The organism is Micrococcus sp. TA1, from assembly GCF_014199555.1.
Lineage (GTDB): Bacteria > Actinomycetota > Actinomycetes > Actinomycetales > Micrococcaceae > Citricoccus.
In genome coordinates, this window is sequence record NZ_JACHNW010000001.1 from 1,166,912 (window position 1) to 1,188,946 (window position 22,035).

The 22,035-nt window shown below is 66.8% G+C and carries 21 protein-coding genes and 1 pseudogene; 9 read left to right on the top strand and 13 right to left on the bottom strand.

The features are described from left to right. Positions 1 to 6: 6 nt before the first annotated feature. Together GGQ69_RS05065 and GGQ69_RS05070 are read right to left on the bottom strand one after the other, a co-directional pair. On the bottom strand, positions 7 to 426 hold the full coding sequence (locus tag GGQ69_RS05065; RefSeq protein WP_183525427.1) for a CAP domain-containing protein: 420 nt from the start codon (positions 424 to 426) through the stop codon (positions 7 to 9). Positions 427 to 474: 48 nt separating this feature from the next. Further along, positions 475 to 1,658 (bottom strand): IS3 family transposase gene (locus tag GGQ69_RS05070; RefSeq protein ID WP_183523301.1). Its coding sequence is split into 2 segments (ribosomal slippage): positions 475 to 1,371 and positions 1,374 to 1,658, totalling 1,182 coding nucleotides; the frame shifts between segments, so codons are not numbered across the junction. Between the two features lie 1,080 nt (positions 1,659 to 2,738). Between GGQ69_RS05070 and GGQ69_RS05075 the strand changes: the two genes are divergently transcribed. Continuing rightward, positions 2,739 to 3,581 carry a phosphatase PAP2 family protein gene (locus GGQ69_RS05075; protein WP_183525430.1) on the top strand — a complete coding sequence of 281 codons (843 nt, stop codon included), beginning with the start codon at positions 2,739 to 2,741 and terminating at the stop codon, positions 3,579 to 3,581. A gap of 93 nt (positions 3,582 to 3,674) precedes the next feature. Beyond that, a complete protein-coding gene (locus GGQ69_RS16815; protein ID WP_183525433.1) occupies positions 3,675 to 3,932 on the top strand; it encodes a histone-like nucleoid-structuring protein Lsr2 in 258 nt (85 codons plus the stop codon). A gap of 280 nt (positions 3,933 to 4,212) precedes the next feature. On the opposite strand, the gene GGQ69_RS05085 is transcribed toward GGQ69_RS16815, so the two are convergent. Both GGQ69_RS05085 and GGQ69_RS05090 read right to left on the bottom strand, forming a co-directional pair. Then, on the bottom strand, positions 4,213 to 5,064 hold the full coding sequence (locus GGQ69_RS05085; RefSeq protein WP_183525436.1) for an alpha/beta fold hydrolase: 852 nt from the start codon (positions 5,062 to 5,064) through the stop codon (positions 4,213 to 4,215). Between the two features lie 528 nt (positions 5,065 to 5,592). Further along, positions 5,593 to 7,569: an MFS transporter gene (locus tag GGQ69_RS05090; protein WP_221243349.1), complete on the bottom strand. Its 1,977-nt coding sequence runs from the start codon at positions 7,567 to 7,569 to the stop codon at positions 5,593 to 5,595. A 203-nt stretch (positions 7,570 to 7,772) separates the two neighbouring features. Between GGQ69_RS05090 and GGQ69_RS05095 the strand changes: the two genes are divergently transcribed. Then, a complete protein-coding gene (locus GGQ69_RS05095; RefSeq protein ID WP_183525439.1) occupies positions 7,773 to 8,435 on the top strand; it encodes a TetR/AcrR family transcriptional regulator in 663 nt (220 codons plus the stop codon). Between the two features lie 338 nt (positions 8,436 to 8,773). On the opposite strand, the gene GGQ69_RS05100 is transcribed toward GGQ69_RS05095, so the two are convergent. Both GGQ69_RS05100 and GGQ69_RS05105 read right to left on the bottom strand, forming a co-directional pair. Continuing rightward, positions 8,774 to 9,301 carry a DUF4240 domain-containing protein gene (locus GGQ69_RS05100; RefSeq protein WP_183525442.1) on the bottom strand — a complete coding sequence of 176 codons (528 nt, stop codon included), beginning with the start codon at positions 9,299 to 9,301 and terminating at the stop codon, positions 8,774 to 8,776. Positions 9,302 to 9,486: 185 nt separating this feature from the next. Further along, complete coding sequence (locus GGQ69_RS05105) at positions 9,487 to 11,040, bottom strand: insulinase family protein (protein WP_183525445.1); 1,554 nt, start codon at positions 11,038 to 11,040, stop codon at positions 9,487 to 9,489. Between the two features lie 470 nt (positions 11,041 to 11,510). On the opposite strand from GGQ69_RS05105, the gene GGQ69_RS05110 reads away from it, so the two are divergent. The 4 genes from GGQ69_RS05110 (at position 11,511) to GGQ69_RS05125 (ending at position 13,620) form a co-directional block, all read left to right on the top strand. After that, complete coding sequence (locus GGQ69_RS05110; protein WP_183525448.1) at positions 11,511 to 11,840, top strand: PadR family transcriptional regulator; 330 nt, start codon at positions 11,511 to 11,513, stop codon at positions 11,838 to 11,840. A gap of 11 nt (positions 11,841 to 11,851) precedes the next feature. Further along, positions 11,852 to 12,241, top strand: a complete 390-nt coding sequence (locus GGQ69_RS05115) for a hypothetical protein (RefSeq protein ID WP_183525451.1) — start codon at positions 11,852 to 11,854, stop codon at positions 12,239 to 12,241. Between the two features lie 367 nt (positions 12,242 to 12,608). After that, the gene (locus GGQ69_RS05120; protein WP_183525454.1) at positions 12,609 to 12,776 is read left to right on the top strand and encodes a hypothetical protein; all 168 of its coding nucleotides are present in this window, start codon (positions 12,609 to 12,611) and stop codon (positions 12,774 to 12,776) included. Positions 12,777 to 13,005: 229 nt separating this feature from the next. Then, positions 13,006 to 13,620, top strand: coding sequence for a recombinase family protein (locus GGQ69_RS05125; protein ID WP_183525457.1), 615 nt, complete (start codon positions 13,006 to 13,008; stop codon positions 13,618 to 13,620). A gap of 360 nt (positions 13,621 to 13,980) precedes the next feature. Here the strand turns inward: GGQ69_RS05125 and GGQ69_RS05130 are convergent. The 4 genes and pseudogenes from GGQ69_RS05130 to GGQ69_RS05145 form a co-directional block, all read right to left on the bottom strand. Further along, a pseudogene (locus tag GGQ69_RS05130) lies at positions 13,981 to 14,213 on the bottom strand (ribbon-helix-helix protein, CopG family). A 153-nt stretch (positions 14,214 to 14,366) separates the two neighbouring features. After that, on the bottom strand, positions 14,367 to 14,909 hold the full coding sequence (locus tag GGQ69_RS05135; RefSeq protein WP_183525460.1) for a hypothetical protein: 543 nt from the start codon (positions 14,907 to 14,909) through the stop codon (positions 14,367 to 14,369). A gap of 202 nt (positions 14,910 to 15,111) precedes the next feature. After that, a complete protein-coding gene (locus tag GGQ69_RS05140) occupies positions 15,112 to 15,546 on the bottom strand; it encodes a hypothetical protein (RefSeq protein ID WP_183525463.1) in 435 nt (144 codons plus the stop codon). Positions 15,547 to 15,921: 375 nt separating this feature from the next. Beyond that, positions 15,922 to 16,410 carry a hypothetical protein gene (locus GGQ69_RS05145; RefSeq protein WP_183525466.1) on the bottom strand — a complete coding sequence of 163 codons (489 nt, stop codon included), beginning with the start codon at positions 16,408 to 16,410 and terminating at the stop codon, positions 15,922 to 15,924. Between the two features lie 326 nt (positions 16,411 to 16,736). Between GGQ69_RS05145 and GGQ69_RS05150 the strand changes: the two genes are divergently transcribed. Both GGQ69_RS05150 and GGQ69_RS05155 read left to right on the top strand, forming a co-directional pair. Further along, the gene (locus GGQ69_RS05150; protein ID WP_183525469.1) at positions 16,737 to 17,075 is read left to right on the top strand and encodes a hypothetical protein; all 339 of its coding nucleotides are present in this window, start codon (positions 16,737 to 16,739) and stop codon (positions 17,073 to 17,075) included. Between the two features lie 152 nt (positions 17,076 to 17,227). Further along, positions 17,228 to 17,833, top strand: a complete 606-nt coding sequence (locus tag GGQ69_RS05155) for a GNAT family N-acetyltransferase (protein WP_183525472.1) — start codon at positions 17,228 to 17,230, stop codon at positions 17,831 to 17,833. A 387-nt stretch (positions 17,834 to 18,220) separates the two neighbouring features. On the opposite strand, the gene GGQ69_RS05160 is transcribed toward GGQ69_RS05155, so the two are convergent. From GGQ69_RS05160 to GGQ69_RS05170, 3 genes are all read right to left on the bottom strand, one after another. Then, positions 18,221 to 19,681: an MFS transporter gene (locus GGQ69_RS05160; protein WP_370577108.1), complete on the bottom strand. Its 1,461-nt coding sequence runs from the start codon at positions 19,679 to 19,681 to the stop codon at positions 18,221 to 18,223. An 84-nt stretch (positions 19,682 to 19,765) separates the two neighbouring features. Then, the gene (locus GGQ69_RS05165; protein ID WP_183525474.1) at positions 19,766 to 20,761 is read right to left on the bottom strand and encodes a PDR/VanB family oxidoreductase; all 996 of its coding nucleotides are present in this window, start codon (positions 20,759 to 20,761) and stop codon (positions 19,766 to 19,768) included. Between the two features lie 2 nt (positions 20,762 to 20,763). Beyond that, positions 20,764 to 21,969, bottom strand: a complete 1,206-nt coding sequence (locus tag GGQ69_RS05170) for an aromatic ring-hydroxylating dioxygenase subunit alpha (protein WP_183525477.1) — start codon at positions 21,967 to 21,969, stop codon at positions 20,764 to 20,766. Positions 21,970 to 22,035: the final 66 nt, after the last annotated feature.

Below are 22,035 nucleotides of genomic sequence, written 5' to 3' on the forward strand. Positions count from 1 at the left end.
GCGCGGTCAGCGCTCGATGAAGACCTGGGTGGTGTACATGTACCCCTTGTTGTCCCTGGGGATTGCCCAGATACCGATCCCGGTGTGGGTGAAATCCGGGTTCAGGATATTGGCGCGGTGCCCTGCGGAGTTCATCCATGCAGTCACCGCCTTCTGGGGGAACCCGTCTACGGCATAGGCTGGTTTGCCGTTCATCTGGCACCAGGTGTTGTAGATGTTCTCGCCGTATGAGGTGAACGAGACGTTTTCGTCCTTGAGCCGGTCAGCGGGGCCTTTGCCGTTGATCACATGGCTGAAGATTCCAGTCCGGGCCATGTTCTGAGAGTGCTTGATGGCAGCGTTGCTGACACCTTGGTCGACCTCGAGGGCCGCAAGGCCGTTTTGCGTCCGCTGCTCATTGACCAGGCGATGGATCTCCCACGCCATGGCGTTCGGGACTGCTGCACCGATAGGTGACAGGGTGGGTCAGGCTGCCTAAGCGGCAGCTGTGGTCATGATGGTCTCGTATTCGATGGGGGTCAATCGGCCCAGGGATGATTGCCTGCGGCGGCGGTGGTAGGTCCGCTCGATCCAGGTGACGATCGCGAGCCGCAGCTCCTGGCGGGTGGCCCACCGGCGACGATCCAGGACGTTCTTCTGCAGCAGCGCGAAGAAGCTCTCCATCGCGGCGTTGTCCCCGGCCGCCCCGACCCGGCCCATGGAACCGACCATGGCGTGGCGGTGCAGGGCGCGCACGAACTTTCGGCTTCGAAATTGAGATCCTCGGTCCGTGTGGACCACGCAGCCGGCCACGTCACCGCGGCGGGCGACGGCGTTGTTGAGCGCCGCGACCGCGAGCCGGGACTTCATCCGGTCGCTGATGGAGTAGCCCACGATCCGGTTGGAGTACACGTCCTTGATCGCGCAGAGGTAGAGCTTGCCCTCCGCGGTGCGGTGTTCGGTGATATCGGACAGCCACAACGCGTTCGGCCCGTCGGCGGCGAACCGGTGACGGGTCGCGCCGTGCTCGTCGAGGTAGGCGCACAGGTCGTCGTGGACCGGAGGGCCAGGCGTCTTGCCGTTCTTGCCGCGTTTCTTGCCGAACGCCGACCACCAACCGTTGGTCGAGCAGATCCGCCAGGCGGTGCGCTCGGCCATCGGTTCACCGGCATCCCGGGCCTCCTCAACCAGGTACCGGTAGCCGAACTCCCGGTCATCGGTGTGGGCGTCGAACAGGGCGTTGGCGCGGTAGGCCTCGGTGAGTTCGGCGGTGGCGACCGGGGTGGCGAGCCAGCGGTAGTAGGGCTGGCGGGAGAGCTTCAGGACCCGACACGTCACCATGACGGGGATACCGTCGGCGGCGAGCTCCTTCACGAGCGGGTAGAGCCTTTTGACGGCAGGTTGGCCTGCGACAGGTAGGCCGCCGCCCGGCGCAACACCTCGTTCTCCTGCTCCAGCAACCGGATGCGCTTCTTGGCCTCGCGCAGTTCCGCGTTCTCCGCTGCGGGCGTTCCGGGCCGGGCGCCGTCCTCGACCTCGGCCTGGCGTATCCAGTTGCGCACACAGGACTCGGCGATGCCGAAATCCGCGGCGATCTGCTTGATCGTTTGGCCTGCTTCACGGTTGCGGACGACGTTCACGACGTCGTCGCGGAACTCCTGGGGATAGGGCTTGGGCACGGTGTTCATCCTTCCAGCAACGCCTCACAGCGTCACAGATCAGATGTCACCTATTCGTGCAGCAGTCCCTTCCCGACGTCGCTCGGCGGGGACTGGGCGGTGCAACTGGCGGCCGTCGGCTGAGGGGCGGTCACCGGTCCTGGCGCACTGGTGGCAGGCGCCACGCCGCCGGCGAGCAGGCCCCCCGCAATGATGACGGCAGCGACGCTGCGGTACATGGATACTTTGACCCGTGTGCGTGCACTCGGACGCGAACACGCCGGGTCGTGACGAGGTTGATGGGACATCTCGGTCTTCTTTCACGGGGCGACCGAAGACAGCACACCTCGAGATGACCTGCGGCCTGGTTGACTGAGGCCGGGGGAGTGGAGGACTTGACTGGCTGTTATCAACAGTCTGGTCGGGGGCTGTCTCGCGATCATGAAGGGTTGCCGTGGAGAGTCCAGATCCTGGATTCAACGTCCCCAAGAACGGCCACTTGCCCTAGTGGCCGACCGTCGGTGCAGCAATCACTCTAAGACGGCCCCCGGTGCCCCACAATGGTTCGACGACCCTGCAGGGAAGTTCCCCTCCGGCGCTCCGTGAGGATGCAATCATGTGCCGGATTCACGCTTCGGAGGTTCAGAGTCCTAGCCGGACTCCAGGGCACGAGGACCTCAGGCGGATGGAGGTTCACCGACCACGTCCGGGGAGGCAAGTAGGGCGTGCGTCATCCTGGAAGTCAGCGGAGTTGGCCCGCCACTTCACCGCAGAGGGCAACCGTCTGGCCGCGCGCGTGGCCGACGAACTGGGCGACGGCTACGAGGTACAGTTCAGGTCCTGCGAACCAGGCGTGCCGCCGCGCCGGTTCCGTGGGTCGCACCCCTCCCTTCCCGTACCGTGCCCCGCACTGGCCTGTCGCGGGGACTGTTTCACTGCCTGTTGTCCCAGCGTCCACGTCCGCAGGCGGTGAAGATGACGGCCCGGATGCCGTCGCCCATGCCCCCGGGAGAGCCCGCACTGTGTGGTGTCGGGCCGGGGGCTATGTCGCGGCACCCAAGAGGGACCCATGAAAAACCAGTGACGAGTAAGGAGATGAGCATGCCGGAACCTACTCCCGGACCGGAACGGTCCGCCAGCCTGGGTACCGAGGGCGAGCTGGACCAGGACCGTTACATCGGGACGCGGGACCTCACCCGGTGGAAGTCCGGCCCGGGCCTATGGCTCGCCGACAGCGTCAACCGGATCGGCAGGCTCCTGGGCCCCTATCAGGCTTTGGTGCTGCTCCTGGCGCTCGGGGCGGGGATCTCCGTGACGATGACGTGGCTGGCCTCGGAGACCTATGAGGCCGTCACGCAGGCCAACGGGGTAGCCGCGCTTGACCACCCCGTCCTGGACACCATGCTGGGGCTGCGTTCTCCCGGCACAAACGTCCTGGCCACGGCCTACACCAATATCGCCGGGGTGGTGGGGATGCCCATCCTCGCCGCCGCCACCATGGTCACCCTCGCCCTGAGGCGACGCTCCTGGACGCCCGTCATCCTGATCACCGCCGCCGCCGGGTCCTTGTTCATGACCCTGTCCGGAAAGAACCTCATCGGCCGGACCCGCCCACCCCTGGCTGATGCGGTCCCCCCGTATGAGCACTCTGCATCCTTCCCGTCCGGGCACACCCTCAACGCGCTCGTGATCGCTGGCATCGTCGCCTATGTACTGCTATTGCGCCAACACTCCCGCCGTACCCGGGTGCTGACCATCACCCTCGCGTCAACCTTCGCTCTCACCATCGGGATCAGCCGGGTCTTCCTGGGTCACCACTGGTTCACCGACGTCCTCGCCGCCTGGCTCCTGGGCCTGGCATGGCTGGCGATTGTCATCACCGCCCACCGCCTGTACCTGACCACTCGCAAACGGACCACCCCGGCTCCCTTCGCCGAACCGTAAGCAACCCCGAGCAAGACGATGCAGCTCGCGGCCGGACGGCGGCCGCCCAGGAACAGGTCCGTAGTCACCGGTGGCCAGGTCACCTGGGACCCGATGGAGATCGAGACGGTCCTGGTCGGTGACCTCACCGGTGCACCGGTTGCGGGGACCGTCCGGTTCGGTGTGGATGGCCGGCACTACGAGCTCGACCTCAGCCAGGACACTGCCAAGCAGTTACGGGCCGAAATGAGGAACTACGTATTTCGCGCGCCCGGTCGCGGCGCCGGAGGCCGCACAGGAAGCCACGCTCATCCGGACCTGAGCCAAGAACAACGGGTACGAGGTCGCCGCCCGCGTGCGTATTCATCGTGAAGCGATCGAGGCCTACCGTCAAGCCGTCTAAGCCCGGCGGCGCCCTGCCGTTGACTGGATGGACGCCGGCAATCGCCGCGCCCCGCCGCCGGGGGGCTGACGTCCCCCCAGTCTCCTGAGCACGTGTCGCCGGTCGCCCCCGAGGACTAACCGGACTTCTCGCCCGCGCAGATGCCGATGATCATCGGCCCGACGTTGCCCAGAGATCTCAGCAGCGCAGCCTCAGCCGAAGCGTTGACCACCGGCCATTCTCCGGATCCGTGAGGAAACGGTGGGTGCCTCAGGTGGTGTCGAAGGACTGGAGGGCGTCCAGGAAGTGCTCGGGGCGTTCGAGGTGGGGGACGTGTCCGCAGCCCGGGACGACGGCGAGTTGACCATGTCGCAGTCGGGATGCTGCGTGACGGGCCTGGGATACCGGGACGACCGCGTCTTGAGCCCCCCAGATGATGAGGGTGGGGATCCGGAGCTGGGGCAGGGCATCGAGCAGCACCCGGCGCTGCCCGAAGGGACCGGCCTGGGTGCGCAGGGCGGCCAAGGAGGTATGCAGGTGGTGTGGCAGGCCCGCCAGGCGACGCTGCTCCGCCACCCAGTGCGGCGGCGCCAAGTGTGGTTGGGCGAACATCAGCGGGATCCGGGCCCACGCACGGTGGACCGCGCCGATGCTCGTGCGTCCGGCTCGCGTTGCGACGTCACCGTAACCGGGGACGGTGAGGGCACGCAGGGCCGGGTTGACGTAATGGCCCAGTCCCGCGGAGTCCTCGAGGACCAGGCGATGGACGCGGTCCGGGTAGCCCAGGGCGAGCTCGAGGGCGATGCTGCCACCCAGGGAGTGACCGACCACGACGGCCGGTGGCGCCTCGGCTCCGTTGACGGTGTCGAGGAAGGCCGCCATCGCCTCGGCCAGGCGTTCCGGTGCCGGCGCCTCATCGGAGGGCAACGGGTCACTGGCGCCGTACCCGGGCAGGTCCGGCGCGTACACGGTGTACCGGCTGGCCAGCCGGGGCAGGACCTCGCGCCAGTACGCCGAGCTCTCCCCGACGCCGTGCAAGAGCAGCAGCGGCCGGCCGGAACCGGCGACCAGGTAGTGGATGCGTCCCCCGTCCAGCGAGATGTCGCGAAGCTCGATACCCATGCCTGCCCCCCGTGCCGTGACCAACCGATGCCTTCCGCACCGATCATCGCACGCGCCCACCGATCGTCCCGCCCAACCCCGCGGCAGCTCGCCCCCTTGAGCCATGCCGGTAGCGGGGTTGACCCCTAGGGGGAGCGGCTTGCGGCACCCGTTCGCCGAGGCCGGCGGAGGCTGCATGTGCAATGGCTCCTGCCCGAAACGGGATCCACTACTGGGGTGAGGTCTGGCAAGGGGTCGTCAGCGATCGTCAGTGTGGTGGGCGGTTACGGAGGCATTCTGTCCCCCGGTCTGGTCAAGGCCCTCGGGACGCTGGAGTGGGGCCGACTATCTTAGGCATCTGAAGGCGTTGCGTACCGTTCTGCGCTCGGCGGGCCTCACTGCTTTCGGCTCACCACGCCTTACCCGGTTCGATCCTGCCTACAGGCTGTGGTGCATGCGTGGCCATGAAATCGTCCTGGGCCTCCAAGACACCGACTGACGAGCCAAGGTGGCCTCCTCCTATGAACGGTGTGTCGGCTGTTTTGCGGATCAGGCTGTCGTTGTCTTTTCAGACTGCAGGGTCTGATCGCGAGTGCGGAGGTAGTTGGCGATCGCTAGGAGGTTGATCGCCGCCCGGCTCACGATACCCACCGGGCGATCATCCTCGCCGTTGACCACCGGCACCTTCTTCAGCCGTGCGTCCGACAGCGCAGCGACAGCATCTGCGACCGATGCGCCGGCCGTGATGGTGACGACATCGCGGGTGGCCAGCCTCATGACATTCAGGTTCGCCAGATCGGACATGGCCTGTTCGAGGTCGTCATCGGCACCAACCGCATAGGAGTAGATCGAGATCGAGGACGGATGGGCGGCAGACAGATAGCGCATGACATCGCCGTCGGAGAGGAAGCCTGCCAATGATCCCTTGTCGTCGAGGATCGGCGCCCCCGAGATGCCGCGTGCTGCGAAGGTGCGCAGGGCGTCAAGCACCGACTGGTCCCAGGACAGGGCGTAGACCTCGGACTTCATGATCGATGCGACGGTGTGCGCCGAGCTCTGATCGAGCTCATCCGAGCGACGCGAGCGAACCGAACGGTACGCGAGGATGGCATGGGCGATGCCGATGAGTGAGGTGAGGACCACCAGGGCGGCAGCGCCGTGGAAGCCGGTGAGCATTGCCTCGCTCTCGCCGAGCCCGGCGCGTACGTTCGCGGCCGTCAGTGCACCGTAGATGCCGGCGGCCAGCGAGGTGCCCACACAGCCGGCGATCTGGAAGCTGGTGGAGACCACCGTCACGCCGTGCGGACTGGTCTCCCGGTCGAGATGGGACAGGGCGAACGTCTGCGAGGGTCCGATGACGAAGGCGGTAGCCAGCACCGCGGGGATGTAGAGCAACCCGAGGACCGGGACCGGTGCCTGTCCCGCCGCGACCGCCACCAGCGTGACGAAGCCGGCCATGATGAGGAATCCGAGCGGGATCGACCAGCGACCGCCGCGGCGGTCGAAGAGGCGACCGGCCACCGGCCCCATGACCACGGTGAGAAGGATCCCCGGTGCCAGCGTGAGGGAGGCACCCAGCGGTGTGATCTCGCGTGCCCCCTGCAGGTACAACGGGATGATGACGTTCATCGCGAACACGAACACCAGCCCCAGCATGGTCATCAGCACGCCGAACACGAACGCCGGGCTGGAGAACGGGCGCAGGTCCAGCAGGGGGTGCTTGATGCGACGCTGGCGGACGATGAACCGCCACATCGCGAACACTCCGACGACGCCGGCGACGCCCGCGTAGAGGGGGGATCCCCCGAAGGCCGCGGTCACGCCGTACAGGACGCCGACCAGACCCACCGCGACCAGCAGGAGCGAGGCAATGTCCAGGACCGGCCGACCCAGGTCGGCGACGGTTCGCAAGGTGATCGCGCCGGCGAGCAGGACGATGAGGCACAGAGCGCCGAAGACCCACATCAGGGTGGTCCACGGGGCGATGGTCAGCAGCACGCCAGAGAGCACGATCGCCAGGGACGGCCCCAGGGTGGTCATCGCGGCCATGATGCCCATGTTCAGGCCGAGCTTCTCGCGCGGCGAGACGGCCAGGGTGATGTTCATGCCGATGGGGGTGAGCAGGCCCGTTCCGATGGCTTGGACCAGTCGTGCCACCAGGAGCACTCCGAAGGTCGGAGCGAAGGCTCCCACCACGGATCCGAGGACCATCAGGGCAACGACGGCCACGAACAGCGGGCGGGTGGGGAACCGGTGATAGAGCACGTTCGAGACCGGTACGAACACCGCGGCCACCAACAGGTAACCGGTGGTCAGCCACTGCACGGTGTTCACGTCGACGCCGAAGTCCTCCATGATCGGCGTGAAGGCCACGTTGAGGAAGGTCTCGTTGAAGGTGGCCAGGAAGGCCGCGGCTGCTGCGACGGCGATCATCCCACCGACACGTTTCTGGGCGCGTGGGCGGGAAGGTAGAGCGGGAATGCTGTCCGTGGGCGGGTTGGCATCCCGGGTGATGACATCGGTCATGGACCACCAGTACTTTCTAGGGCATCCCGTCTTCGGAGACACCGGAGCGTGGGATAGGGGAGGAAATGGGCGCACTCGGCCAAGGCAGGGCCGGCCGGGTTCGTGTCACAGTGTGCCAGAATGGCAAGTACTGTCGCTAACCGTAGGTGCTGGAACGTGCCTAGAATCACACCGCATAGCGGCCAAAACGATGAAGGGTGCCCGTGGCCCACCACAACCCCACCAGGAACGCTGCCGGAGGGAACCCCGCCCCGGGCATCCCGGTCCGGGACGTGCCGGACCTGCGGACCCGCCGACGACTGGAGACCCAGGAATCGATCCACCGGGCGGCCGTCGACCTCTTCGAGGCCCAAGGCGTCAAGGCCACGACCGTCGAGCAGATCGCCGCCCGCGCCGGGGTCTCCTCCCGGACGTTCTTCCGACACTTCGCCTCCAAGGAACAAGCCGTCCTGCCCGGCCAGCGCCGGCTGCTCCGGGCCATCGACGCCCTCGAACTCGACGGCACCGGACCCGATGCCGCGCTCCGGGCGGTCGAGGAGATGGCCGCCGCCGTCATCGCCGCCGAGCCCCAGGAAGACCTGAAGACGAACCAGCGGGTCCGACGGATCCTGCTGCGCGAACCGGACATCCGAGGCCTGGCGACCGCCCAGGAGCACGAGCTCGTACTTCGTCTACGCGACCGTCTGCTCAGGCGAGGCGGGGCAGACATGAACCTCATGACGGCCCGGCTCATCGCCGAGACCGCCATGCTGCTCTGGCGGTCCTGCTGGGACCACTGGGCCGAACTGGCCGACGCCGGTGAATCCCTGGAACCTGTCCAGCTGTACCGCCAGTACCGTGAGGGCTTGCAACGCCTCCTGACCTGAGATCAGAAAATCCCCTCGTGGACGGGGCCGTCAACCGGAGGCGGAAGGTGTTCAACCCAGGGTGAGAACGCCACGTATCTCAGCAGTCACACTGCCGACCCAAGATTCCCCCTCGGGTTGGACGGTAACCCGTGGGTTGCGCGACGGGGCCGATGGACACATGTGGGTAAGGGCGTGAATCGCAGTGACGGAACCGTCTATGGCGCCTGGTCGTTCAGGCCACTGAAGCGCTGCGGTGCGGCCCGGAAGCGGATGCCCGAACGGACGCGGCTGAGCGCGAGCCCGCAGTCATTCGTGCGAAACGCGGGCGGTGCTTCGGCGCTGTGAGCAGTTCCTGGCTACCAGTACGGCAGCGGGTTCAGTTTCGGGTAGCGGGCGCGGAGCGCGTCCTCATCGTCCTCATCCCACTCCTGCCCTGTGGGCTCCGCGGCTATCTCCGCTCCCGGACGAGACCCGTAGTCCATGAAGATCTCCCGGCCGGTCGCCTCCACGTAGACGTCCATGGCGACGTAGGACAACAACTCCGCCTCGGCGACCTGCCCGGCATCCTTCAAACGGCCATCGGCCAAGGCCTGGGGGTCGGACTTCACGGCCTCGAAGTAGTCCTGGCCCTGGGCGATGACCCAGCTGCGGAAGTCCGTGAAGCAATCATCCGAGCACCCGCCCATCAACAGGTACGCCGCGCCCCACAGATCCCACGAGTAGAGCTCGTCCCGGTGGGCCGCGAAGGCCACGTCAAACGCCGCGATCTCCTGGGCCGTCAGACCCGCCAGTGTGGCGGTCAGGCTGCCGGTCTGGTCCTCGACGCTGCCACCGGCCGATGACCCGGACTGGTCAATGATGTGCCAGAAACGGTCATCGTCCATCACCGCAATCGTGGGCATTTCCGTCGGACCCCCCGCCCCCTCCCCGCCGTTGGACGCTGCCGGGGACGCGTCGGTGACGTAGGCGAAATCCCCAGTGTCCGGGCCCTGGCTCTCGGCGTCTTCGCCGCATCCGGTCAGCGCGATGCCCAGCATCACGCTGAGCGCGACGCCCGCAATAGCTTTCCTCACACTGGTCCCTGTTCTCGATGCTCGGCACGGTCATCGCGAAGGTGTGTGGTGATTTGCCGTCGTTGCGGGACGTGCTGGCAGATCTGGTCTACGGCGCGGTCCCCGCCCTTCAGCACGGCCGTCGGGACCTCGATGACCTCGCCGTTGACGCCGACGACGGTGGTCTGGACGTCGTCCGGATCCGAGGCGTCCTGTTCCACCGCGGCGACCTGGTCCCAGGCCAGGGACCGCCGAAATTGGCCGTCCGTGACCAACACGCCACTCTCACCCACGACCAGCTTGAGTCCCTTGGGCACCCCAGCCAGTCGCGCGAACATCTTGACGGGGTAGACCGTCCCGGTGACCTCCGGGCCCGGTAGGGGGCCCATCACCGTTGCGACCAGACCCGAGGTGCCCGGCTCGGGCTCGTCGTCGAGGTCTATGGCCGGTACCCCGACGGCCAGGGTCGAATCCAGCCCGGCCAGCCAGGCTCGCACGTCCTCCTTGGTGATCGCGCGCACAGCTGCACCCAGGTCCTGCAGGGAAGGTTGCGGCGCCTGCAGGAAGCCTGCCTCGGCGGCGTCGAAGAGCTCGACGGTCTCGTGGTGCGGGTCCTCGAGTTGGTCCTGGACCTCCTGGTAGGCCGCCTCCCGGTCGGCGTCCGTCACGCCGTGGTCCCGCAGTTCGCGCAGGATACCCAGAATCCCCTCGGCCGCCTGAGGCAGGGAGGTCTTCGCGACCCGAACGATGACCACCGCCACCCCGGACTGTGGCTGCAGTGCCTGGCCGGCCTCGATGTCGTAGACCACCCCAGCGTCCCGGCGCAGCCGTCGGAAGGTCCGGCGGCGTAGCGTCCCGAGCACCAGCCGAGCCACCGGGTCTGCCGCGGCGGACATTCCTGGCACCTGGAAGGACAACACCAGGTCCTCACCGCCGGTGGTGTACTCCCCGGGCAAGACCAATGGGACGGGATCGAACTCCGGCACGGAGCGACGGGCACCCTCGGGCAAGGGAAGCTGCAAACCGGCCGGGGGGTCACCGCTGAGTACCAGCAAGGCGTTGCCGCGGGTGAAGTACTCACGAGTGAAGGAACGGATCTCGGCATCGGTCAGCTTCTCGATGAACCGCGACGACACCCCGGCCAGACCCGGTCCGCGCAGTCCGTAACGGACCGTCAGTGCCTCGGCCACGGCCGGTTCCCCAAGCGCCGAGACGTCGCCCTCGGCCGCGAGGATCCTCTTCTCGTGCTCGATCCGGGCTGCGGGCAGGGAACCGTCGGCCAGGTCGGAGATCGCCCGGCACAGAGACCGGAGTTGATGGGCCACCTTCTCCGGCGTCCCTTCCACTTGGAAGGTGGTGGTGAGCATTCCGGAACAGCCGTTCACGTCTGGGTCCAGGTCCTCTACCTCGGCGAAGGCCAGGTGCTCCACGAGGTGTCCCGTACCCAGAGTGTGGAAGGCCTCGTCCACCGCACCCGCACGGAAGATCAGGTCCGCCCGCAGGCGCCCCGGCAAAGCGCGCCAGTGGACCTCCACGCCATCGATCTCGGTGATGGTCGGTGCAGCACTCATGTCTTCCCTCGTGCGTCACGGCCACTCTTTAGCGGCCAAATCAGTGGTCGAGAACAGGGCGCCTCGAAACCGTGGTGTGCACCGAATGTACCCGGCGACATGACCCCCAAGGCGCATCCTGCCGTGTCAGACGCTCGTGGCGCACTCATGACGAGATTCTGAGCCACCTGCAGCCCCGTCTCGACGGAGCCGCTCACAGGGGCCACAGCCTTGCGACTGCCCGCCAGTTGCTTCTGCGGTCCCTATGCAGGCTGTTTCCGTGCCCACCGAAAGCCGCTCCCTGATCACTCTGCATCCTGCCACCAGACCAAGGCGCGTCCTACACCAGGCGCGCCATAGAGAGCATCGCCAGCTTCCCACACGGGGGATCCTTCGTCGGAGACGGGGCGGCCTCCCGCGTCAATGTTGGCAGAAGATGTCTAATCGGTACGTGAAGCGGTGCGACCATCTAGATAGCGTTACTATCTAACATGGCCTCGATCGACTGGTCCACGGAAATCACCCGGGCCGCACTCCCTCAGGCCGTACTCGCTCTGCTTAGCGCCGGACCGCAGCACGGGTACGCCCTGGTCGAGGTCCTGCGCGGCAGTGGCTTTCCCCGGGTCCAGGGAGGCACCCTGTATCCACTGCTTCGACGCCTCGAGGGCCAAGGCCTGGTGGAGCACCGGTGGGAGCACGATAAGACCGGACCGGGCCGCAAGGTGTTCGAGTTGACACCGCTCGGAGTTAACGAACTCGGACGGGCCCACGCCGCGTGGGACCACATGAGCCAGATGCTGGCAACTCTCCGCACCAACTGACAGGACGTTTCATGACCTACGAACGTGATTTGGCTTTCAACCTGCGCCTGCGCGGAGTTCCGGAAGCCCAAGTGGCCGAGGCGATCGAAGAGGTGCGTGCCCACACGGCATCCGATGACTCGTCGCCCGAGGCCGAGTTCGGCACCGCCCAAGAGTACGCAGCGAGTTTCCCCGCAGTGAAGCGGCGCAGCCAAGGCCAGCGCGTGATTGCTGTCACGGTCCTGCTGGCGATTGCCTACGTGGTGACCGCCCTGGTGCTTAAGCCGTTGGTCGGTTTCGACGTCACCGTCATCACGGGACCGCTGATCCTGTGGCCGGCCCTGGTGCTCGTGGCGGCAGGGCTGCTGGGCGGGTTCCTCACGGACTATCTCCGCCCAGCACCCCGCGCGACTCGGCGGTGAACACCTCACCGGCCATTCCACCCGGGGGCCACCCTCGCGGCGCAGGCTGGCCAGTCGCTGACTATGCCGCAGTTTCGAAGGGCAGTGACGACATTCGTTCAGAGTTGATCGGTGACACGGCCCCCTGTCGTACCGATCGATGTCGCAGTATGGACCAGGCGCACGACCCCCGGTTACCCAAACGAAATCGCCTGACCATGACATGGTTCACTCGCGTCTGACTAGGGTGGCAGATACCCCAACGTCCATGGTCAGGAGCCCCGATGCAACGCAAGGCTCTGGCAGCGGCCGGTATCGGCATCTCATCTCATACTTCCTCGCCAAGCCCGTCGACCCTGGCATCGCAAGCGGCGTGTGCATTGTGGCCATGGAAGCGGAATCGTCCGCCTGTAGTGGCCACTCGAACGTCGCCACCCAGCTGGCGACGCTCGAGATGGAGAGCACCGAGGCCAGGGTGGTCCGCGACGGGGTTGACGTCACCAAGCTCACTGATGACGGGTGGGGTCAGGTCCACGAGAACTTGCTGGTGCGATAGCCCGACCGATCTCCGTCGTGGGGGAACGGCCTACGGCATCCGGTCGTTGAGACCACCGAAGGACTGAAGGTGCGGTGATTCGTGCCCAGACGTGGGTCCTCCTAGGCGATGGATCGCTGGGTCTTGCAGAGCCCGTGATGGAAGGCGCTTGGTGGCAGGATCGAGCGCTGCTCGACACTCGAGTCCAGCCATCCCGGGCTGGGCCGAGCCAACCTTTTGGAGGTGCGCCATGAGCGCACTGCTTATCGGATATGCCCGCTGCTCCACCGACCAGCAAGACCTGACCGCCCAACGCGACGCCCTGCTCGGCCTGGGCGTCGAGCCCGAGCGGGTCTACGTCGACCACGGCCTGACCGGCACGAACCGCGAACGCCCCGGTCTGCGCGAAGCACTGGTTGCCGGCCGGGCCGGCGACACCCTGGTAGTGACCAAGCTCGATCGCCTCGCCAGGTCGGTGCCCGATGCCCGGGCGATCGCCGACGAGCTAACGGCCCGGCAGATCAGCCTGTCGCTGGGCGGGTCGGTCTACGACCCCACCGACGCCATCGGGCGATTGCTGTTCAACGTCCTGGCCATGGTCGCGGAGTTCGAGTCCGACCTGATCCGGCTGCGCACCCGCGAGGGGATGAAGATCGCCCGGGACAAGGGCCGTCTGCGCGGCAAGCAGCCCAAGCTCAACCGTCGCCAGGAGGCGCATCTGGTCTCATTGGTCCACAGCGGCCAGTACAGCATCCTCGAGGTCGGCGAACTCTTCGACGTCGGCCGCTCGACGGTCTACCGCGCCATCGAACGCCAACGCGCCGCGGCCGAGACCCACCTCGCGGAGTCAACATCGCATCGGTGAAGCATGGTTGGCGTCGGCTGGCCAGCGTCATGCATTCACGCTGGACAGCCGACGCCACGCCACCAGCGGCCCCGGCGGCACATGCAGCCGCATCGCGGCAGGAAGGAGGCTGGGATTAGGGGAGCAGGTCCCAATATTGCCTCCTGGCGGGCATGGCATGACATGGCTCACCATCTGCTCGCCACTTTCAAAGACCAGTTCAACGGTCTTAAGCAAGCGGGCCCCGGTGTCGAAGCCGAGCCGTAACTCACGATGCGGCCAGTCATCTCCCTCTAAGGGGTTCTATCCACTGGAACCAGTCGGCTGCCTGGACCGCGTCCTCGGGGAGTACTCCGTGCTTGAGTGCGCTGGCGTGGACTTTCACGCTACAAAGTCAGTCAGGGCGCGGCGGATTGTCTCCGAGCGTGACAGGTGCTCTCGCGCGCCCCGCTCATCCAGTGCCGCAATTTCCTCGGCAGTGAGGCGCACGGCAACGACCTGCATTGGCTCAGCCCGCGACCGGGGCGGCCGCGCCCGCGGCGCTTCAATTCCTCGACGTCGTAACCAGCTTCGGCCTCGTCTGCTTACTCCTGGACTTGCTCGTCACTGACCATGAAAAAATCGTATGAAGAGAATAATCCGTGCAATAGAGAAAGCACCCCCCGGCCCACGGCATGAGCGGGCGCCGAGCCACTGAGGCCGAGCCGATTAGGGATCCCCATCCGGGCGCGACCTCCTGTGAACGGGGTCTTAGGCGGGGCGCCGCTTCATCGGGTGTGCTTGGCCAGAGCCTGCCGGAGGGCACCGGTCTGCTGGTCCGTGGGTGCGTCCAGGGTGCCGATGCGGTCTTCGACCCACCGGGAGTATCGCTCGGCCTCATCGAGCAGTCCGGGGATGAACTCGGTCGGGTCCACCAGGACCCGGTCGCCGTTGACGCCGAACACCGCTCCCGCCCGGGCGCGCCGCATCTCCACGTCCACGGGCTGGCCAGGGAACGAGCTCAAGCCCCTGCCGGTCTGCAGGTAGGCCTGGAGGCAGTCGATCAGGGCGAACCACACCCCGGAGACCTCGTCCCACAACGCCGGGTGGATGAGTTCTCGTCCGCGGTAGGACAGGCGCAGCAGTCCCTCGCTGCCATAGGGATGCCTTCTGGATCGCTCGCGCCACAGCTCGGTGGCCCGTCGGGGGTCGGCGTACAGACTCACCAGGTACCGCTCCGGGTGGCAGACGAAGTCATCCAGGTCCTGCACCGTGTCCGGGAGCAGGATGAACGCCTCGGATTGCAGTGCAGAAAGACGGTTCTTGCTCAACCGCGTTCCTTTCCTCGAAGACGGACTGGCACGAGTCTCGGCGGTTACCAGCCACCAGGGCCAGTTCGGGCAGACCGCACGCCTGGTACACGCATCCACGCCACGACCGTGGTGAACCACCCATTGTCTCGGTCGAGGATCCTCGAATGAGATGCGGGCCGTCGAGTTCTGGGCTCGAGCACACGGACGGGGACCGTGGTGGTCAGCCCTGAGGGGTGGTCTCGGTCGGCCAGCTTTGCAGATCCGCTTTCTGTTGGAGCAGGTCGGGGTGCTCCCCGAAGTAGTCGATCAGGATGTCGACCGCCTGAATGGTCCGTTGATGACCGGCCGGGTCTATCTGGCCGGTCAACCGCAGCAGGGTGAACCCGGCTGCCGCGACGAAGGTGGCGGCCTCGTACCACTGCTCGCCCTCGGGGTTCTCACCCCACTCGTGCGCTACCGGTACCTCGGCCAGGGCAAGAACATCATCCAGTGTGGCGGTGTCGGTCAGTTCTTCGCACCGCTGCGCGACGGTGAACAGTAAGTCCCATCCTTCGTCGGAACCGAAGGGGGCGAGCTCGTTGGCGGGATCGTCGTAGACCGGTGCCGAGAAGTGCCGCGTGAACGCGGGATGGGCCTTGACCAGTTCGTCGTCCATGGTGTCCTCCGGATGTTGGCACGTGATTCCCGGCACCCGCGCACTGGGTGAGATGGCGTCCGGCGGGCTAATCTGCGCCTCGGTTCTGAAGGTCGATTGCGGACTGCTCTGCGACGCCTGCTGGTCGGCCGGCCTGCTGGCTTCGACTCCCCGGTCTGGGGCTCCACAGGCGCTGAGGATCAACCCTAGGGCGGCTGTTCCCACGATGCACCGTATCCATCCGTGTGTGCCTTTTCGCGACATCGCCCGGCGCCCCCGCCTTCCTCTAGGTGACCTGAACCACCTTAGGGGGCATCTGTTGCCGGGGCTGGCACCGGCCCCCCTTGAAGACTCGTCAACGGTGCCAATGAAGACCTGTGCCCCACCAGGGATGGTCTACCGATGCGGTCTGAAGATGGCGCCCGTCAACGGGGCAACGGCGAACCACTCGGAGTTATCTCCGTCAGGAACACCTGCAACGTTGTCGGATTTCTCCTGCTCCGCGATCAGAGTCGCTTCTAGCTCTCCGAAGGCAGCGGCGGCTTGAGGATTGAGGCTCGAGCGCGCCCCACGGAACCTGCGCGGCGGGACACCGGGTTCGTAGGAGCTGAACTGGACTTCGTATCCGTCACCCAGTTCATCTGCCACCCGTTGGGCCAGACGGTTGCCTTCCGCGGTGAACTGGCGGGCCAGTTCTGATGACTTCCAGTCTTCGTCGGGCGTCAGTGAGTCGCAGTAGGACTGTTCCCAATCCTCTAGTTCGCGGACCAGCCCTTCACTGAGGCCGGATTCGTCGTACGGTACGGGTCCCCCGAACCACAGAACGGTGTCGGCGTAGTCCGGGAACATCCGCACCACAGGAGGCTGACCCTCGCTGTCGTTCATATTGCGACGCTACTACGAGGGCATTCAAACGAGCTGTGCCTCAAGAGGTGCTCCGGTGACCCCTCTTCGCCTTTCCGCAAGTGGAATCCTGACCGGCACGACGGTGTGCCTAGAAGCGGTTCACCAGTACCGTCCCAGCGAAGGATCCCTAACAGACACAACGTCGACAAATTCGGGGACGAATCAGCCGCGACGCCGCGTTCGACGATTTGGTGACGCCCTGAAGCCTCCCGCCAGTTCTTGCCGGCAGTTCAGTTGGGCGCGCTGCATCTGGCGGACCGCACGAGTGGGATTCGGACGCAACGGGGCATACCTATCCTGAAGGCATGCCCGACCGAATCATGTACGTCCAGCTCAAGACCGGTTATGGCCGCGATCGTGGGCCCGCCTGGATCGGGTGGGTGCGCTTCTCCAAGACCTGGCGGACCGCATACTTCCACGACCGCACCCTTGCACGAGTGACCGGCACGGCTCGGGCCAACGTGGACGGGGATGCGAACTTCTACGACGTGGACACCGACGACCTCTACTGGATCTCCGGGCCAAAGCGGGACCGCACGGACGGGCGCTACTCGACTCAGCAGCCCACGAGCGAGCCCGAGGCGAAGGCCCAGTACGAGGCGTTCCTAGCCGGCGCCCCATTGCCGGGACGTGAAGAAGGGTGAGGTCCTGAACTCCCAGATGAATCCTCCTCGTCATGTGGGCCCACAAGGGGATCCTCGATAGGACCATCCGCAGTTGTCACGCTGCATCTGGCTCATGACCGGTTTCCTTTCGGATGCGGCTTGGGGCCTTGTGCGCTCAGTAGCCTGATGGCATGGATTTTCTGGCGATTCCCCGGCTCACCGGACCCTTGGCGACCCTGGAGCCGTTGGCTTCCGAGCATGCCGAAGAATTGGCGGAGGCCGTAGCAGAGGGTGACCTCTACAAGGTTTGGTACACCCGGCTACCTTCACCGGATCGCATGAGCGCGGAGATCGACAAGCGACTGACCAACCACGCCGCCGGCCAGATCGTGCCGTGGACCATCCGTGATGCACACGGGCGGGCGGTGGGAATGACGACGTTCCTGAACATCCGACCGGACCACCGGCGTCTGGAGATCGGTTCCACCTGGATCGCCCCCAGCGTCCAGGGCACCGGGGTCAACACGCAGGTGAAACTGTTGCAGCTCGCCCACGCCTTCGAGGCTCTGGAGTGCATCGCCGTGGAGTTCCGCACGCATTGGCACAATCATCGCTCCCGGGCTGCCGTGGCCGCATTGGGAGCCAAGCAGGATGGCGTGCTGCGCAATCACGACCTGTGGCGCGACGGGACCATGCGCGACGTGGTGGTGTTCTCGATCATCGAGTCCGAGTGGTCCACCGTGCGGCTGTCGTTGACGGAGAAGCTGGGCACTCGATACCCAACGCCGTCGGAATGACCTGCAGCGACGCTCAGGCCCCCGGGAGCAATGGACCACCAGAGCACTCGCTACGGCCAGGCCCTGAACGCGGAACTGGGATCACTGCTCATACCGTCCCACACGACGAACCCCCACCGGACGCCCGGGCGGTTGGCGTGGATCGACGTCGGACCCCTCGGCCAGCGTCCCGTAGGACCCGACCGGTGAACCGTTCAGATGACGCGGGGCCGTATGCGAACATCCCGCATGGGCGCGAGCCCAACCGCACTTTCGCGGGGCGGACTCTGTCAAGGCCCCACGAGAGGGCTGCCGCCATGAACCGGTCTCACGTACTCGGGATCGCCCGCCATGCCCGAGACCTGTCGTGGGCCCGGTGGCGCCCCCTCACCCGATGGATCACTGGTCCTACTCGTCGTGTGTGATGGTTTCGCGGGACGGGGCGGCAGGAGCCCCCGGGCTGACGGCGGCCGGGTGGTCCCCGTCGGCACCTGACGCTCCGGACGGGTTGTCCTGGTACGGCCGCAGCCCGAAGGCAGCGAAGGCCGCCGCCAGGACGACCACCGCCACGCCGATGTAGAGCTGCGTGGGCGACCAGCCGGCGTCGAGCAGGAAACCGACGGTGATCGGCGCCAGGATGGCACCGGCCCGGCCCACGCCGATGGCGAAGCCCACGCCCGTGGTGCGCAACTGCGGGCCGTAGACCTGCGGGGCCACGGTGTAGAGGCCCGCGAGGCAACCGTTGATCAGCATGCCCACGAGGACGCCGCTGGAGAAGGCGACCAGCGGGATGGAGGTGGTGGTGATGAACAGCACCAGGGTGAGGGCCGAGAGCACGGTGAACACGACCAGGGTGAGCCGGGGGTTCCACCTGGTGGTCAGGACACCGTAGAGCAGGGACCCGAAGGTGCCGCCCAGGGTCAGCATGATCCCGCCGATGATGCCCTGCTGTTCGGACATGCCGGTCTCGACGAGCAGTTTGGGGGTCCAGGAGTTGGCGAAGTAGAAACCGAACATGATGAGGAAGAACGCAACCCACAGCAGGACCGTCGACGTCCGGTAGCGCCGGTCCAGCAGTCCGGTGGGGCCGTTGCCGCGGTGCGAGGCCTCCGCTGCGGTCCCCAGTCCGAAGGAACCGGTCTGTCCGGTACGGCGGGCGATGCGGTCCAGCTTCGCCTGGGCGTTGGCGGGCTGCCTGGACCGCAGGAAGTCCACCGACTCGGGGACGAAGGCCAGCACCAGCAGCACGGCGACGACGGTGAGCACGGCTCCGACGAAGAACACGCTGCGCCAGCCGAAGGCGGGGATCAGCTGGGTGGCGCCCATGCCACCGAGGGTGGCACCCACCCCGTAGCCGGCGGTGAAGATGCTGACGGCCATGCCGCGGTGACGCCGGTTCGAGTACTCGCTGACGATCACGGTGACCGTGGCCAGGATGCCGCCGATGCCCAGCCCGGTGATGACACGCCAGGTGCCGAGCTCCACGGCCGATCCGGCCGTGGCCGAGAGGCCCAGACCGAGGGCGTTGACGGCCAGGGCGGAGATCAGCAGTCGCTGCCGGCCGAATCGGTCGGCCAGGGGACCCACCACGAGGGAACCCACGGCCATGCCGATGAGTCCGGTGCTCAGCAGGGTGCCGAGTTCCCCGCCGCTGAGGCCGAATTCCTCGGTGACGGAGGTCGCCGTGAACGCCATGGCCAGGACGTCGTAGCCGTCGAGGGCGTTGAGGAAGGTGGCGACGGCGACGAGCAACCACTGGTAGGCGGACATGGGACTGGTCTCGATGGCCTGCTTGAGGTCCCGCCGGGGGACCGCGGTGGTGGCCTCCTGGGGTTGGGTGGCCGGCGTGTGGGGGGTCTGGGACTCCACGGGTGTTCCTTGTCTGGGTCTGGGGCCGGGCCCGGTGTGGACCCGGCCGCTTCGGCGACGGGAGCTGTAGGGGATCGTCGACGCTCAGGTGACGTCGATGGTCAGCACGGCGGGGCCGGCAGCACGAGCGGTACCGCCGCAGGCGACCCGTGAGACGCAGGGGCACAGGGTCTTGGTGGCGTCCTTCTGGCGGTCCGAGTGGAAGACGTCCCGGTGGTCAGCCTGTCCCTGGACGTCGAGGACCTTGACCTGGCAGATCCCGCACTCTCCCTTGCGGCAGTCGGACATCATCTCCACGCCGTCCCGTTCCAGGGCCTCCAGGAGGGACTCGCCCGGACCGACGACCGTCTCCACGTCCAGGCGGGGGATGCGGACTCGGAACGGCTCGGGGTCGAACCAGCCGCTGTTGCCGAAGGTCTCGTACCGCAGGTTGGTCTGGTCGAGGTCGGTGGCGGCCCAGGCCCGGCGGACCGCGTCCATGAGGCGGATGGGACCGCACATGTAGAGCTCGGTGCCGTGGCCGATCCCCTGGACCAGGGCCTGGACGTCGAACCGTCCGTCGGAGTCGTCGGTGTGGAGGGTGATGCGGTCCCCGTGCTCGGCGACCAGGTCCTCGGCATAGGCCATGGCCTCGTGGGTGCGTCCCACGTAGACCACGCGGTAGTCGGCCTTGACCCGCTTCAGGACCCGGGCCATGTCCACCAGGGCCGTGATGCCGATGCCGCCGGCGAGCAGCACGTAACGCTGCGCGCCGATCCGCAGCGGGAAGTCCTGCTGGGGGGTGGTGATCCGCAGCCGGTCGCCGGCGGTGAGGGTGTGCATGAATGTCGAGCCGCCGCGGGAGGTGGGCGTGTGGAAGACGCTGAGCGAGAGCTCGGAGCCGTCCTGGGTGGCGTCCACCACCGAGTACGACCGCTGGTGCTCGGTGCCGTCGATCCTCACGCGCACGTCGACGTGCTCACCGGGCCGGACGGCCTGTGGCCGTACGGGGCGCAGGGTGATGCGACGGATGCGGTCGGCCACCTCGGTGGCGGCGACGACGACGGAGTCCTGCCAGGAGCTCGCGGGGGCGTGGCCCATGATCAGCGACCCCGCCCCTGGGCGGGGACGCCGGTGACCGACGTCGGGGACTTTCCGGCCGGGGCCGCGGTGGGGCGGCCCTCGGCGGCCAGGGCCTTCTCGATGATCCGGCGGACCCACATGCCGCCGGAGTCGATGTTGAGGCTGTAGAACTCATAGTCCGGGTTGGCGTCGATGGCCTCCTGCTGGGCCTTGAGCATGGCCTCGTCCTCACCGAAGACCCCGTGCACGCCGTCACGCAGCTGGGTGGTGATCAGTTGGCTGTCCAGGCGGTAGTTGCGCATGAAGGCCCAGAAGTAGTGCGAGGACCGGTCCGTCCTGGGCGTGATGGTGTTCATGACGAAACCGTTCACCCCCTGGGAGCGGTCGCCCTCGGGCGCACCGGTGCCTGCCTTGGCCACGCCCACGTCGATGCGGATGGTGGCCGGGTATTCGTAGTGGATGATCTGCCAGCGGTCGACCTTGCCCTCGAAACCGGGGAACTTGTCCCGCATGTTCTTCAGCCAGAACGGCGGGGCGTCGATGCCGTACATCCAGCGGGTGACCGTGACGGTGCGGTCGGAGTGGGTGACCTCGAAGTCGGACTCGCTCAGCTCCTCCTGGCCGATGGAGCCGGCGTGGACGAACTCCTCATGGGTGAGGTCCATCAGGTTGTCCAGGATCAACTGGTAATTGCAGTCGGCCTCGATCACCAGTCCGTCCCCGGCCCAGTCGGGGCTGTCCATCTGGAACATGTCCGGGACGAGGTCCGGATCGGCCCGGGTGGGATCACCCAGCCACACCCAGACGTAGCGATAGCGCTCGACCACCGGGAAGGACGGCACCACGGCAGAGGGATTCACGGTCTCCTGGGCCGGCATCTTGGTGCAGCGACCGGCCGAGTTGTACTCCAGCCCGTGGTACGGGCACTGGATCCCGTCGCGGCCGACGAGCCTGCCCTGGGACAGCGGCGCGAGGCGGTGCCAGCACGCGTCGGCCAGGGCCACGGCCTTGCCGTCCTGGGTGCGGTAGAGGGCCAGGGGCCGCTTGGCGATGGTGCGGGCCAGGATTCCCTTCGAGGTGACCTCGTGGTCCCACGCGGCAACGTACCAGGCGTTGAGCGGGTGGTTGAAGATCGTGGCCGAGGTGGTGGCCCCCTCGGTGTTGGCAGCCCCGGTGGGCGCCAGCGGTGTGGGGGCGTGAGCGGGGGCCTGGACGGTGGTGGTCATGGTGACTCCTAGCGGATGGTGCCCGGCAAGGGGGCGGTGCCTGCCGACGAGCAATAACTCTGTCCT

Excerpts from the sequence above, each read along its gene's own strand:
- GGQ69_RS05085 (WP_183525436.1), bottom strand. The coding sequence starts at position 5,064 with ATGGGTATCGAGCTTCGCGACATCTCGCTGGACGGGGGACGCATCCAC.
- GGQ69_RS05065 (WP_183525427.1), bottom strand. The coding sequence starts at position 426 with ATGGCGTGGGAGATCCATCGCCTGGTCAATGAGCAGCGGACGCAAAAC.
- GGQ69_RS05100 (WP_183525442.1), bottom strand. The coding sequence starts at position 9,301 with ATGGACGATGACCGTTTCTGGCACATCATTGACCAGTCCGGGTCATCG.
- GGQ69_RS05165 (WP_183525474.1), bottom strand. The coding sequence starts at position 20,761 with ATGGGCCACGCCCCCGCGAGCTCCTGGCAGGACTCCGTCGTCGTCGCC.
- GGQ69_RS05140 (WP_183525463.1), bottom strand. The coding sequence starts at position 15,546 with ATGGACGACGAACTGGTCAAGGCCCATCCCGCGTTCACGCGGCACTTC.
- GGQ69_RS05105 (WP_183525445.1), bottom strand. The coding sequence starts at position 11,040 with ATGAGTGCTGCACCGACCATCACCGAGATCGATGGCGTGGAGGTCCAC.
- GGQ69_RS05110 (WP_183525448.1), top strand. The coding sequence starts at position 11,511 with ATGGCCTCGATCGACTGGTCCACGGAAATCACCCGGGCCGCACTCCCT.
- GGQ69_RS05150 (WP_183525469.1), top strand. The coding sequence starts at position 16,737 with ATGCCCGACCGAATCATGTACGTCCAGCTCAAGACCGGTTATGGCCGC.
- GGQ69_RS05115 (WP_183525451.1), top strand. The coding sequence starts at position 11,852 with ATGACCTACGAACGTGATTTGGCTTTCAACCTGCGCCTGCGCGGAGTT.
- GGQ69_RS05145 (WP_183525466.1), bottom strand. The coding sequence starts at position 16,410 with ATGAACGACAGCGAGGGTCAGCCTCCTGTGGTGCGGATGTTCCCGGAC.
- GGQ69_RS05075 (WP_183525430.1), top strand. The coding sequence starts at position 2,739 with ATGCCGGAACCTACTCCCGGACCGGAACGGTCCGCCAGCCTGGGTACC.
- GGQ69_RS05090 (WP_221243349.1), bottom strand. The coding sequence starts at position 7,569 with ATGACCGATGTCATCACCCGGGATGCCAACCCGCCCACGGACAGCATT.
- GGQ69_RS05120 (WP_183525454.1), top strand. The coding sequence starts at position 12,609 with ATGGAAGCGGAATCGTCCGCCTGTAGTGGCCACTCGAACGTCGCCACC.
- GGQ69_RS05170 (WP_183525477.1), bottom strand. The coding sequence starts at position 21,969 with ATGACCACCACCGTCCAGGCCCCCGCTCACGCCCCCACACCGCTGGCG.
- GGQ69_RS05125 (WP_183525457.1), top strand. The coding sequence starts at position 13,006 with ATGAGCGCACTGCTTATCGGATATGCCCGCTGCTCCACCGACCAGCAA.
- GGQ69_RS05155 (WP_183525472.1), top strand. The coding sequence starts at position 17,228 with ATGGATTTTCTGGCGATTCCCCGGCTCACCGGACCCTTGGCGACCCTG.
- GGQ69_RS16815 (WP_183525433.1), top strand. The coding sequence starts at position 3,675 with ATGGAGATCGAGACGGTCCTGGTCGGTGACCTCACCGGTGCACCGGTT.